Origin of the sequence: Sphingobacterium thalpophilum, from assembly GCF_901482695.1 — a bacterium.
Lineage (GTDB): Bacteria > Bacteroidota > Bacteroidia > Sphingobacteriales > Sphingobacteriaceae > Sphingobacterium > Sphingobacterium thalpophilum.
In genome coordinates this window covers 5285285-5299598 of record NZ_LR590484.1, presented here as the reverse complement: position 1 = coordinate 5299598, position 14314 = coordinate 5285285, and the positions used below count along the sequence as shown (strand labels likewise).

The following is a 14314-nucleotide window of genomic DNA, read 5'->3' as shown; positions in this document are numbered from 1 at the left end:
CAGTACCAATACATAAATTTTTTACATGGTTACTTTAAAGAAATTTATGAAGGTACGGATATCAGATTTGCTGCTCAGCGAGAAGGGCAAACAGAAAACTGATGTTTATCCCGTTTCTAGATTTAAGTCAAAATAGAAAGTATCCTGGAATGGTCAATACAGAAGATGGTTTTCAGGAGATAAGATTAGGGAAATTGGATTTCCTCTTTTTCTTCAAAGAATCAACTCTTATTTAAATAATTAATATGAAACATTTGATTGTTATAGCTGTTGTAGTTACTTCTATTTTTTTTGTATTTAATCTATCGGCGCAAGAATTTAGTGTGAAAGTGACTAAAGAGAGAGTACAACAAGATTTCGACGGACATGGACTTAAGGTCGTATTAAATAAAGATTATAAGTCGGACACAATTTATCCTCGTGATTACGATAAAGCATATTCTTTTGCCTTTAGGTTGGACAAACATGAAAAACTTAAGCTGTTAGAGGAGATGATGGTTTATTTTGTTGATTATTCTTTATGTGGTTATAGAGTGAAAATGTATTCACCCTTTGCAAGAATTTTTGGGGTGCAAAAAATTACAAATCGAAAATATTCAATTGCTATAGAGGCTATGTATTTAATTAACTTAATGTTCTATGGTGAATACACGCGTTACTTATCAAATTTTCAGGTTTTAATTAATAAATGTGACAACGAAGAGATAGCGTATAATGACTCGCTCAATATTACTAAAATGACTAATCTTTATAAGAGCTGGTATAGCAATGTTAAGAACAATATCGAGGTAACAAATTTCTCTTTGTTAGACCTTTTGGATCTGTATAAAGGTCCTATTTGTTGGGTTGATATGGAAAATATGCCACCTGTTAAAGAAATAGCATCTGTATTAATCAATCAGGAGAATCTTATAGAGAAAAATAAGCGAGATAAACAAGACAAAAATATATTTAAAGCAAATAGGCCAAAAGGAAATCTGCCTAAGATAAAACCCAAATTTAAAGTAAGAGAATAATATTATTCTTTGGTAAAAAGACCATGTTGGACTTTCAATAATTATATCTATAGCTATAAATACGACGGCCGGCGCCGCCTGGTGGAGAAGAAGATCCCAGGCAAAGGCTGGGAATATCTGGTGTACAACAGGAATGACCAGGTTGTGCTCACGCAGGACGCCGAACAGCGTGCGCGCAAAGAATGGACCTACACCCGCTACGATGCCTTTGGGCGTATCACTTCCAGTGGTCTGTACACCAACACGGCCAAGGTGAGCCGTGCCGATGTGAGCGGACTGGTGGATGCCTCGACGGGTCCGCTGTGGGAGACGCGCTCGGGAGCGGACTATCCTTCCCCTGCGACGACATTTCCACTGGCGGGTACGGGTATCACGATAAAGCCTTTAGTTGTCAACTACTACGATGACTATTCCTTTACTGGAGCTGCGGATCTTCCCGACAGCGGGATCAGCAGGAGCCAGATGATCAGGTCATTGCAGACGGGAAGCAGGGTGTACCGCACAGACGGAACGCAGCCGCTGCTGACGGTGATGTACTATGACGACTATGGCAGGGTGATCCAGACCGCCTCGAAGAACCATCTGGAAGGGAAGGACTATGTGACTAATACGTATCTGTTCAGCGGCGAACTGAAGACGAGCACGCGTGTACATACGCCGAAGACCGGAACAGCGACGACAATTGTGACCAGCAACGAGTATGACCATGTGGGCAGGCTGGTGTCGGCAAAAGAGCGTATCGGCTCGCAAGCAGAGGTTACGCTGGCATCCAACAGCTACAATGAGATCGGTCAGCTGAAGACCCGTTATATGGGCAAGGCTGGAACAGAACCTGGCTATGTGGATACGACGAGCTATACCTACAATGAGCGTGGCTGGCTCACCGGGAGTATCTCCCCGCGGTTCAGCCAGCAGCTGAAGTATCAGGATGGACCCACGCCGCAGTGGAACGGGAACATCAGCCAGCAGCTGTGGAACGAGAACAGCAGGCTGGATGCCACGGCCCAGAGCTTTACGTATGTCTATGATAAACTGAACCGTCTGAGGAGTGGTACGAACGGGCTGACCGGGACAGCCGAAATGGCCGAGGTAATCAGCTACGATGATCTAGGTATGGGCAATATCAAGACCCTGAAACGGGATGCACAGGCAGTGACGACGTATACCTATGACGGCAATAAGCTGACGGGCCTGTCGGGAGGACTGAAGGGGTCATATACCTATGATGCGAACGGTAATGCGAAGACGGACCGTCTGGGGATGGCCTTTACGTACAATCACCTGAACCTTCCTCAGACAGCAAAGAAAACCGGTACGGATGTGTCATTCCTGTATGACGCTACCGGAACCAAGCTTCAAAAAGTTTCCAAAATCGGAACTACCACCCCGATCATTACGAAAAGAGACTATGTGGACGGTATTGAATATAATAGCGGCACGATCGATATCATCCACAATGCGGTGGGTTATGCGATGTGGAACGGCACTAATTATGTGTACCACTATAATCTGAAGGACCATCTGGGCAGTGTCCGGGCGACGCTGAAACGGCGAACGAATAGTACCTCGGTAGTCGATGTAGTGCAACCGGATAACTATTATCCATTTGGCAAGCGCAGGGTTGTACTGGGCGGAAATAATAGGTATCTTTATAATGGGAAGGAGATCCAGGGCGAGCTTGGAGAGACCTACGATTACGGCGCGAGGTTCTACGATGCGGAGATAGGACGTTGGAATGTGGTGGATCCAATGGCGGAGGATTATGCTCATTGGTCTCCGTATAATTATGCAATGAATAGTCCATTGGTTTATATTGATCCTGATGGAATGTCGTCAGAAGGATTCTATACAAGATATGTGCGTCCAGATGGTAGTACAATTGTGAATACCAATGACGGGCGAAATGATGTCGTAATTGTTCCAACTAATAGGATGGCAGACTTTATGCACAATCTCAATGAAACTGAGAAATCACCGCAATATAGCATACATTCGATCGGATGGAATAACTATTGGAGGGGTGAGTTTGGCATTTCTATAAGTGAAAATACACTAAATTATGCTGGCCATTATTTGTTAGGGACAGAAGAATCTAGGGCTGCTCAAGTTAAATATTTTGTGACAGGAAAGAGTGGAGATTATAGAGACTTTGTACGTACGAGGATTTTCGCAAGTTGGAGTGGTCCAGTACATGTAACGTTCAATATAGTGACAGGAGCCCAACTATATAGCGGCTTAGTAGCTGTTCCTGGCTTAAGAGCTGCCTATGAAGCAGAAGTTAAAGCTTTAAGTAATTTGGCCAATGAGATGAGACTTGCCGGTAAATCGAATGAAGAAATTGCTAGGACCGTTAGCCGTATGAGAAGAGAGATAGGTGTGAAGTATAAAGAATTAACTCCAGCTCAGCTAAGAAACGAAATCTATGAAAGAAACACCAAAAAATATGGCGATCCGTTAGGGCCATCTATAGACTATTTGAGACAACAAGGTAAATCTTGGGATGATATTATTAATTCTGCGAGTAGGTTTTGGGGAAAAGATATGAATTTTAGGAAATGAAATTATTAAGAAATTTTGATATATATAATTTATTTTTCGATCTAGAATCGAGAAAAGAATTTGAAATTTTAGATATGACGATAGGTATTACTGGATGGTACAAATTATTGGATAGTGGTATGTCCGCTTTGTATGTTCAGGAATTTGAACTTTACTTTTTATTCCGTGAAAAGAGCTTTTTAATTAAGGAAGAACATCGAGTTGGTTTACGTAAAATATCAGAAAATAGTGTTGAATTTTCGATTACTGAAAACCAAAAAACTCTTGTCAGTTTTATATATTCTGCGTTAGAATCTGAAAGTTCACCTACTCCTTTCGAATATTTAGACGATCTGGAATCAGATTGGGGAGTGTTTATTCAGGAAATCATTAATAATCCCGTAAGAAAACAAAATTTTATCTTAAATCTGATGGGTTAATTTTACGCAATCACAGTAAATGATCATGTCGGCAGGTTGGTTGAGACCAAAAAACAGCTTAATAATCTTACGGAAGTGTCGCAGAGCAAGCTGTCGTACAATGAGATCGGGCAGCTGAAACAGAAGAACCTGCACAATACCGGCAGCACTGCCGTGCAGGAAATCCTGTACAGCTATAATGAGCGTGGCTGGCTGAAGTCGGTCAACAGTCCGGCCGCTGTGAGTGCCAGGCGTGTTTTCGGGATGGAGCTGAGCTATGGGGATAAGACGGACAGCTACAATGGCAATATCGGCAGTATGAAATGGAATACCCTGGTGCCCTCCACAATGACCATGCAGCCGGTTCAGACCTATACGTACTACTATGACAGGCTCAACCGATTGAAACGGGGAACATATATCAATGCGGCATCCGGTTCCCCTGCGAATAAAGCAGGCCATTATGATGAGGAACTGGCGTATGATGTAATGGGTAATATCGATTCACTGCGCAGGTGTAACGGTACGGGGAGTGGCTGGTACAATAATTTTAAATACACGTATTCGGGCAACCAGCTGACCAAAGTCACTGATGCGGGTACGGCGGCGAGGACCAACACGTTCAGCTATGATGCCAATGGCAACGGAATCACAAATTCACGTCTGGGAATTAGCAAGATTGAATATAATCACTTAAATTTACCCAATAAGCTGACCAAGGGTTCTAACAGTCTTATCTACAGCTATGATGCCAATGGCAGAAAGCTGTCCAAGACACTGGGTTCTGCAGTAACGGATTATGTTGACGGTATCCAGTACGAGAACGGGGTACTGAAGTTCATCCAGACGGAGGAGGGGAGGATCCTTCCGAACGGCAGTTCTTATATATATGAATATTTTCTGAAGGATCATCTGGGCAATACACGTGCTGTTGTTGACCATAGTGGAACGATCAAGCAGATCCAGGACTATTACCCGTTTGGTATGGAGATGAACCAGGGCAATGCACTGAACACTGCATCAAACCTGTACAAATACAATGGGAAGGAGAAACAGGTTGAACTGGGACTCGATCAGCTGGATTACGGGGCTAGGTTCTATGATGCAGAGATAGGACGTTGGAATGTGGTGGATCCAATGGCGGAGAAGATGAGAAGACATTCGCCGTATAATTATGCGTTCAGTAATCCAATACGTTTTATTGATCCTGATGGACGGGCGCCAATCGATCCACCTACTAAAAAACAACAGAGAGTAGCGGCAGGGGTAATTGTTGGCGGAGCAGCGGGCGGCTCAATTGCATCTACTATTATTGGTGGATCACTTGTAGCCGGGGGGGGGCGTAGCTGGAGGGGGGACTGCAACCGTATTCGGTGCACCTGTAGGATGGTTTGTTGGTGGCGCTATAATAGTCGGGGGTGTGGTTGTAGGAGGTACGGTTGCTTTGGTAGAGAATCTTATGGAAAACAGTGCCCCAGAGCCAAGTTCTGTTGTTTTAAGTGAAGGAACTAAAAGTAATCCAACTGATAGAAAACTGCCACGAGATAAAAACGGGCTTCCTGTACGGGATCCAGAGGCACAAGATGCGGGGCCTCATTCTCAAATTGGGAAAAAAGAAGGTAGAAATGGAGATTATAAACAAGTACGAGAGTTTGACAAAGATGGTAATCCTGTAAAAGATATTGACTTTACCGATCATGGTAGACCAGATACACATCCGCATAATCCACATGAACATGTGTATAAGCCTAGTAAGACCGGAGGTACGCTTCAAAGAGATAAAACTCCTGCACCCTTAACATATACAGATTGGATAAATGGCTTAAATAAGTGAAGATGAGGAAAATTATAATACATGGGGACGATAGTCCTATTCTGTCTGTGCGACTTGAAGATATATTGAACTGTTTTGAGACAAAAGAGAATGAAGTTTTTTGGGGGGTGTTATGGGTATACGTGACAACAGTCCAAGAGGTGGATTGTGATATTGTTAAATTTGAAGAAGAAATCAACAAATCAAAGCGTGGCAAAGTAATCTCTTTGGATAGAATATTTAACTTGTCTTCTAAAATTGATCAAGCAATTGAACTTTTAGTGATTGGTGACAGTAATATTGAAAATATCAGAAAATATGAGGGTGATAAGTTGATGTATGAAAATTGTGAATACGTAATTGAGCTGGTCGATTCATCCTATTGGTTAGTCTGTAGTAAAGATGATAGTTTCATTGGGAATATCTTCGAAAAAATACAGGGAGTTGAATATGATAATTAAATTGACTACTAAAAATAAGACACTATTGTAAGTTATAAAAATGCGAGGTTCTAAAGGACTTTAACAGACAGTCAATGCTTTGGACTCAATTAATTCAACACAAGAAGGAGCTTCATTATTGAGTGGGTTGGAAAGCTCTGCGAATAATGGTCGTCCAGTAAACTATCAAGTTCGTTAATGTTAAACATTATGTTATGAAAATATTATTATCTGTGCTTTTGCTGACAAGCTTCCTTTCCCCTCCATCGTATTTTATAAAAGGCAAGGGATTTGAGGGATATAGCTTTTCTAGTGACCATCTTGTGTTTATAGATATCAAAGGACAGCGATATCGTCCAGATGAAAGAGATATCAATGCAGCAGAAAGACTATTAAAAGGAAATCTAAAAACGATAAATATTCCATTGATTAATCAAGGTGGTAAAGGTTGTCCGGCTATTCATAAGAATCTCAAAAAGTATATTAGGCAGTATGTTGGAATCATAAATGAAAATAACGATAAAGTTCTTTGGATAAACTCTGTGTGGAAATCGGGCGCAGATAAAAAAAGGCTCTCTGAAGATATTGAAACTGTCTTGGATGGATGTAGCCACTATTGGAACATCAAAGTTAATATTGACAAAAAGGTAGTCTATGATCTTCGTGTTAACGGAGAAGCCTAAAAGAGAATGTTGACTTAATGCAACTGCGCCTAATCTTTATCGGATTGGGCATTGTTGTTTATTTGAGTATGGCCTGCATCTTTGGAGATAAAAAATTCAGATGGCTCAATAATAAAATTCAGATATGAAAAATAATAATATAAGTTAAGAAAATGGTGTCCTGTTGAAAAGATTGATGGAGCTCTTTATTTGATAAATCTATTATATGATCAAGAGAATGGACTTCAGATCAGTTTTGAAATAGAGAAATTTGAATCTAAACTTGTCGTCGATTTTGGGTTTCATGCACTCTATTATCAAAGCCAAAATGAAAACAGTTCTTTAAAAATGATTGATGATTACGGTATTATGGGAAATAATTGCTCGTTGTTTTCCGTGGGAGAATCTGACCTTATTAACTGGGTAGCAAAAAATAGCTACAATATTATTAGTAGGGAAGACATTTCACATTTTATCATTTTACATGCTGACGGATTAATCAGTGTTTTAACGTCGAAAGAACCAAAAGTGTATTTAGAATCTTAGAATGTAATATCAGTCAATCTGTATAATAAGAATTAACGATATTACTCTTTTCAGGCTGCTGTTTGCCTAAGTTGATTATGAATCAACAATACCATACGGCCGATCCTTCTACATCGTGGTAGCGGAAACATTGCATAACATCGAAGTCGGGACTCTCCAAATTACAGGATTTGAAAGATAATTTGTATGAATACAAAAAAAATGAGAATATTCTTAATAGGCGCACTTGCTATTGGCGTAGTCTATAATATATATTTTTATAGGGAAGACGTTAAAATGGAGAGTAGCGTTGCCGGGAGCTTTCTGGTTGAAGAGCAATATTGTCGAAGTTCAAAAGGAAGCTCATCAATCAATGTCAAATATAAAGGCAAGCTATATTCTGTTAGAATGGCAAATGAAGAATGCTTAAAATATCCTGTTGGTTCTCATATCAATTTAGTATATAACGAAGCGCATGATTTTTTTTATAAAAAGGATAGGCTAGCGACGGCAAAGCTCAGGGTGTTTTTTTTCTTATTTCTTTTACTTATTTCGGTTATACCATGGGGAAGATTTTTGGAAAAAATGCACTTTGTAAGTCCTAGGAAGGCAGTTTAAATGATGGAATACTAAAGCAGGTATTTTCAAAAAACAGGTGCAATAGAGTTTATTTTTTCACATTTGGGCTGGAATGATTATTCCGACGTGTCATCGTGTTAAGGAGTAAGATTATAAGCTATCATTATAAATTTATTTTTATTGCTAATCCTTCCGGTACCATTGCTTATGCAGCAGATGGAACAAATGTCACGGACGATGTCCTTAAACAAATCAATGAAAAATAGTTTTATGACGCGTCTATTATCGATCTTACTGTTGTGGTTAACAGTTATAGGGTGCGGAAATAATGATCCCAGAAAATTTACAACTATTGATGAGGGACTTCAATATGTTTCCGAAGTTAAGCATGGTTTCGTAAAAGATACGTTATTGGGAAATGGTGTAGAGATTAGAATGCAGATTTTACCGGCATGTCTTGTACGGCGAACCAATAAGCCCGGGAGACAAAAATATTTTAGTATCCAGTTATCTCATAAAGGGCGTGAGTTGCTTGCACAACTTCCACTCGAAGAGTACGGTAGCTATGTTCAGCTTTTCTCTTTTGGTATGGACCAATATATTTTTCTTCGTACCGATTCGGGAAAAGAATATGGTGCTAGTATGGTCACTTATCAGCCTACTTATAACCTAGGTAAAGCTAATGAGCTAGTTGTAGTATTCAACGATGACCTGTCTTCCTACAAAAGTCTCAGTCTTGTGATTAAAGAGTTTGGGCTTAATTTAGGACAAATAGACCTTTCCGTAGATTTGAACAAGTTTAATTACTCTCCTATTATCGAGCAATTATAATTTTAAACAACAATGATTTTTATCCAATTATTAAATAGACATACGAAGAAGATTGCAGCTTTATGGGGAAGCATATTTCTTTTCGAATTAGTAAGTCCAATGGCAGCCTTAGCATTGACAGCCGGACCAACTGCGCCCGAAGCAACGAGTTTTGAACCAGTTGACACTACCGATATGGTAAACCCATTAACTGGCAGCTTCACGTATAATCTTCCTTTAATGGAAGTCCCGGGGCCTGAAGGAGGTTATCCGCTTTCTCTCTCTTATCATGCGGGAATTCGTCCAGATGTTGAAGCGTCCTGGGTTGGGTTGGGATGGTCGTTGAATGCTGGCGCGATAAATCGTAATGTCTCCGGTATCCCTGATGATTTTAATGAAGTTTCTTTAAAACGAAGAGATTACTGGGCCGGCGGTTCAAGAAGAGAATATGGTATAGAAGTCGGCTTCGCTAGCGCTGTCAATGTAGGTTTAGTGTTTGCTTCGGATACTTATCAAGGCTTTGGAGTAGGGGCAAGTATCGGCTATGGAATTCGGGTGCCTGGCTCCCCAGCAAATATTGGAATAGATGTCGGTATAGGCCCATATCGTGGCGGATACACAGGAATAAGTGTGTCATCGGGATATGAGGTTGCCAGAGGGCTTAATGGCGTGGCAAGTATAGGGCTCTCTACAAATTTTGAAAGTATTAGCGTGGGTACAGGGGCTTCCTTGGTTAAGAGCGATGGCGGAAAAGCCGGTACGAGCTTAGTGTCCGGATCAATGAGCAGCTCTTCGAATAAACCTAGTTTGTCCGCGATGGGCGTTACCGGATCGGTTTTCAATAAGAATAGCGGAAAGATAAGTACTAGTAGTTCTGGTTTTGGTTTCAACATTCCATTTGGAGCATTTAGTATTGGAGCATCGTTCAGAAACACACGTTATTGGATTGATGAAACGGTTGAAGTAGCATCGAATGGAAGTCTATATACACCTGTCTTAGCTGCAAATACTCCTACATCGTATTGGGATAACCGTAATTTTGATAATTATCGTTTGATGCCCGATAATATGAATGTAGTTGATAATGCTGATGATCATGAATTTGTTGGAGGTACATTTCCTGAATACGATAATTACACTGTAAGTGGCCAAGGTATAGGGGGGCAAATTCGTCCATTCCTTTATCAAAGAACGTTGAGTATACAAAATTCCGGTTACGATAAGAGTTTTAGTTATCCTAGCGCTGTTAGTTCGTTACATAAAGCTGGAGTCGGTTTCCGGTTTGTTAATGATTTCTCTAATTCGTATGATCAAGGGCTTGATGACGTAATTAATCAATCTGGGTCGCCTTCAGATACCAAAGTTCTACCATTTAGTACGGGAGGGCAACCGGACAATAGAATTGGAAACGAGTTAGTATCATCTAAATTTATCAAATACTTTACCAATGATGAGATAAGAAACGGAACGGCTCGGGCTAAGGGCTTCATCGATGTGGGTAATGTTACTAAAGGATTTGCCAGGCTGACAAATGGCAGCACAATCGGTGCTGTTGCGGTAACAAAGGGAGGAAGTCAGGTTGGCGGATTTATGATAACAAATGAATCAGGAGTAACCTATCATTACGCATTACCAGTATATTCTTACAACGAGTATTCATTTAACTATACGAATAAAGGTGGCTATCGTTATAGTGAAACCAATAGAACCGAACCATATGCATACACCTGGCTTTTGACTGCAGTAACTGGGACTGACTACGTAGATCGTAATGGAAATGGTTTGGTAGACACAGGAGATTGGGGCTATTGGGCAGCTATAGACTATGGTAAATGGACAGGTGATTATGTTTGGCGCACGCCAGCCGACGGAACAGATGAGGACCTTGACCAGAATTATTATATGTACACTTCTGGACAAAAGGAACTGTACTATATAAACCGAATCAGAACACGTACACACACGGCTATATTTGAGAAAGAAGTTCGATTAGACGGTAAAGGAGGATCTCCGGGATCTTTAGATAAAAAAAATACAAGCGGGGGCTTTAACGAAAAGTCGGGACAATCTCTAAGGTTAAATAGAATATATTTATTAAATAATAGTGATGTAAGTTCCGTTTCTGAAAATAGCCAGTCAGCTAACAACGGGCGCATTAACGATTTATATACAAACGTAATAGACGTTTCTGACATAGAGAAGGTAGGGCGACAAAATATAGAATCTAGGTCTATAAGAATTATTGATTTTGGATATAGCTACGATCTTAGCAAAAATACCCTCAACAGCTTTAACATTAAAAGTCCGAATGTGAAATTTGGAAAGCTGACATTAGATGGTGTTCATTTCCGTGGAAAAGGTGGAGTGGACCTTATTCCCCCAACACAGTTTTCCTATCAAATTTCAAATAAGACTTTTTTAGCATCGGTAAATGCATCAAATAAAATTATAACAAGTGAACCCTTACAGCTAGGAATGATGTTAGAAGGGGCAAATTCTGTCTCTAAGTATTACGGAATGATCAGTAAAATTGAGACGACGGAAAATGGCCAAAAACTTGTGACACTGACAAATGGAAACGCGTTAGATAGTGTTGGATTAAGTAAGCATCTACGGATCACTAAAAATCCGGATTATTGTAGAGAATGTCACGATATTTGGGGATATTATAAAGGTGATGTAGATAAGTCATATTTGGATATTAACAAGGACTTTGGCCGCAGAACGACCAATATTTCTGCGCAAGGTACGGATGCATGGAATCTTCGGACTATAAGTTCACCTACTGGAAGTAATATAGAATTGGAATATGAAAGTAACGAATATGGACAGACTATATTTGATCGTCCGTTAAGTTATCCTATTGAGAATTGGCTCTTTATAAGCGCCAATGAAATTAGTGTGGCGCTTCCTATGTCAAAAGAAGAGTTTGAGCAGCACTATAGCTTGGGAGAAAAAATTGATGGTGTTTTTAGGGAGGACCTTAACAATTCTGAATACCATCCTGAGATTTACGCCAGGTCATGCAAATTTAATGGCTGGACCTCAGACGGCCGAATTAGGTTGTTGTTTAATACAACGATTAATAGAAGCTTTCATGGAGGGAATATTAGGTTACGACAGGATCTCTTGAGAATGTTCGGCGGGGGTGTAAGGATTAAGACCATTAAAAATAAACTTTTGACCGGCGTCATGTATCAAACGAAATACAATTATTGGAATAGAGATAATTCGCCGGACGGTAATGTTTCTACTGGTATTACATCTTACGTTCCATATGGAGTAGAATTCGAGAAATTACTCGGTGTAGATAACGAGGTTAAGAAGAGTTTTAAGCGCTTTCTCAACAAGAATCTCAATACAGTATTGAAATATGCGCGTGAGATCCCTGCCCCGGGAGTGATGTACTGGAATGTCTGGATACAAAACCAAGTAATACAACCCAATGGAGATACTCAGCTAGAAGGTTATACTGAAAATTATTACCGCGCTCTTGATAAAAAAATGATCAATAGGGTAGTATTTCAAGACACTGATTTTAGTAAATATAATGTAAGGGGAATTAACCTGCTGATATCGGACCTGACGGCTAATGTTGGCGATTTATTAGCTGTATATACCTATGATAATTCTGGAAGGCTCATAAAGGAAGTCTATAATAAGTATTTATGGGATGAAATAAATTCGGACGGAATCATTCGAAGTGAATACCGAGATAAGCTTTCCCAATTTGCTAACCAGGGGCTGATTGTCGAAAGGTTCGGGGAAGTTAGAGCTTTTTATAGAAAAGGAGACCAGGCAAAGGTAAATATCGTGATGGCAGCTCGTGAACAATACCCTTCCCTGATGCTTTCATCTACAACGATCGACCATATCAATCGTTCTTCTGAAACTAAACAAAATGTCGCGTTTGATTTCTTTAATGGCCAACCGAATCAAGTGCTGACTAAAGACTCTTATGGTAACCGCTTTATGGCTGAAACGAGGTTTGCTTATAAAGATTATGCAGAAATGGGAAGTAAACTTACGAACAGCAGTTATAAAAATATGTTAACTCAGGTTTCTAGTCAGGTGAATTATAAGGTAGATGCATTTAATAACAAGATCGGAGCCATCAGTGGTAGCCGAACCATCTGGAGCAAGGGTGTTGATGTGCTTACGCCGGAAGGAACGTTAGTAAAGCAAAATACTACCACCTATGGTCATATCTGGCGTAAACAGCGTGAAGATATATTGGAAATACCCGATGAGTATGCAAATTCTGGAATTATGCCTTCAGGACAGATAAATAGTAACTGGAAGCCTGTTAATACTATTAATTTATATAATGTCTTTTCAAAAGGGCTAGAAGATTATGATCGAAACAATAATTATTCGGCGAACCGATATGGCTACAATAATAGTAAGATCGTAGCCGGAGCAAATTTCAGTAAGTACAAAGAGATTGCATTCAGTGGTGCAGAAGATGAGCTAGTGGTAGGAGCCGGAGTGACTGGTGAGGTGACTAGAGGGGCAAGTACAGTGTCCACTGCTGCTTTCCATACAGGACGTAAAAGCCTTTCGGTGCCAGCAGGGCTTAATGGATTCGAATATACAGTTCCAATCTCTGCACTTACAATAGGTAGGACTTATCAAGCAAGTGTCTGGGTCAAAAATAGTGCTAACAGCAAGGTAAGTCTTTATTATGACATAGATGGTATAGTAAAAGCGTCATTGTTCAATTCAGCTCAAAGTACAAGGAAAGCGGGTGATTGGAGCTTAGTTAATTTGGAGATTCCGGTAACATCCGGAACACAACTCAAGGTGTATGTTAAAAATGACGGAGCTGCGGCTAGCTTCGTTGATGATTTTCGTTTTCATCCGAAGAATGCTAGCGCAACAGCATATGTGTATGATAATTTTTCGGGCGAACTAACTTATATTTTGGATCATCTCAATCTATTTACACGATTCGAATATGACGCGGTGGGACGTCTGATAAGAACTTACAAGGAGCAGTTTGGCAGAGCTCCATATAAGACAAACGAGTATCAACAAAATTATGGTACAAATAAAAGTGTTTACTACAACGATCAATTAACCGAGGAAATCCGTAAGAATGACTGTGTTACTGGTGACGGCACTCTTGTCACGTACACTGTGCCAGCAGGCAAGTATAATTCAACTATAAGTAAAGGAGATGCTAATAACAAGGCAATGACGGAGGTAAATCAATATGGACAGCAATATGCAAATGCCAATGGCCGGTGTGTTAGCTGTAAGCGCTATAAAGTGACAATTCATCGGATGGATCTCCAAAACTTGAATCTATATGTCAACTACCGTGATTGTAATAATACATATCGGTCCTCGAGTTACCAAAACTTTGAGACTGAGGCGGATACAGGCGTATATTTGGTCTTTTATGTGTGTGTAAATACCTACGATACAAGTATCAGATTTAGCCATGGACAAAATCAGCCCAGTATTAATCTTTCTGCCGAAATTGAATTAGTGGGTGACTGTAATTAAC

At 40.2% G+C, this 14314-nt stretch carries 10 protein-coding genes; all 10 read left to right on the top strand.

Annotated elements, in window-relative coordinates; all coding sequences use genetic code 11:
- The first annotated feature begins 245 nt into the window (after nt 1-245).
- The 10 genes from FGL37_RS22445 (at nt 246) to FGL37_RS22400 (ending at nt 14313) form a co-directional block, all read left to right on the top strand.
- The gene (locus tag FGL37_RS22445; protein ID WP_028068183.1) at nt 246-1016 is read left to right on the top strand and encodes a hypothetical protein; all 771 of its coding nucleotides are present in this window, start codon (nt 246-248) and stop codon (nt 1014-1016) included.
- Nucleotides 1017-1025: 9 nt separating this feature from the next.
- A complete protein-coding gene (locus FGL37_RS22440) occupies nt 1026-3575 on the top strand; it encodes an RHS repeat domain-containing protein (RefSeq protein WP_028068182.1) in 2550 nt (849 codons plus the stop codon).
- Entirely contained in the window at nt 3572-3994 is a 423-nt protein-coding gene (locus FGL37_RS22435) for a hypothetical protein (RefSeq protein WP_028068181.1), read from the top strand. Before FGL37_RS22440 ends, FGL37_RS22435 begins: the two co-directional genes overlap by 4 nt.
- A gap of 75 nt (nt 3995-4069) precedes the next feature.
- Complete coding sequence (locus tag FGL37_RS22430) at nt 4070-5476, top strand: RHS repeat domain-containing protein (protein WP_138097040.1); 1407 nt, start codon at nt 4070-4072, stop codon at nt 5474-5476.
- The gene (locus tag FGL37_RS22425; protein ID WP_051606436.1) at nt 5433-5807 is read left to right on the top strand and encodes a hypothetical protein; all 375 of its coding nucleotides are present in this window, start codon (nt 5433-5435) and stop codon (nt 5805-5807) included. The genes FGL37_RS22430 and FGL37_RS22425 overlap by 44 nt, the downstream gene beginning before the upstream one ends.
- Nucleotides 5808-5809: 2 nt before the next feature.
- Nucleotides 5810-6247 (top strand): hypothetical protein, encoded by a 438-nt coding sequence (locus FGL37_RS22420; RefSeq protein ID WP_028068179.1) that lies wholly within the window; start codon nt 5810-5812, stop codon nt 6245-6247.
- 194 nt (nt 6248-6441) lie between these two features.
- Nucleotides 6442-6909: a hypothetical protein gene (locus tag FGL37_RS22415; RefSeq protein WP_051606434.1), complete on the top strand. Its 468-nt coding sequence runs from the start codon at nt 6442-6444 to the stop codon at nt 6907-6909.
- 711 nt (nt 6910-7620) lie between these two features.
- Nucleotides 7621-8031, top strand: coding sequence for a hypothetical protein (locus tag FGL37_RS22410; RefSeq protein ID WP_028068177.1), 411 nt, complete (start codon nt 7621-7623; stop codon nt 8029-8031).
- Nucleotides 8032-8247: 216 nt separating this feature from the next.
- Complete coding sequence (locus tag FGL37_RS22405; RefSeq protein WP_138097038.1) at nt 8248-8823, top strand: hypothetical protein; 576 nt, start codon at nt 8248-8250, stop codon at nt 8821-8823.
- A 12-nt stretch (nt 8824-8835) separates the two neighbouring features.
- Nucleotides 8836-14313, top strand: a complete 5478-nt coding sequence (locus FGL37_RS22400; protein ID WP_051606433.1) for a DUF5977 domain-containing protein — start codon at nt 8836-8838, stop codon at nt 14311-14313.
- The last annotated feature ends 1 nt before the right edge of the window (nt 14314 follow it).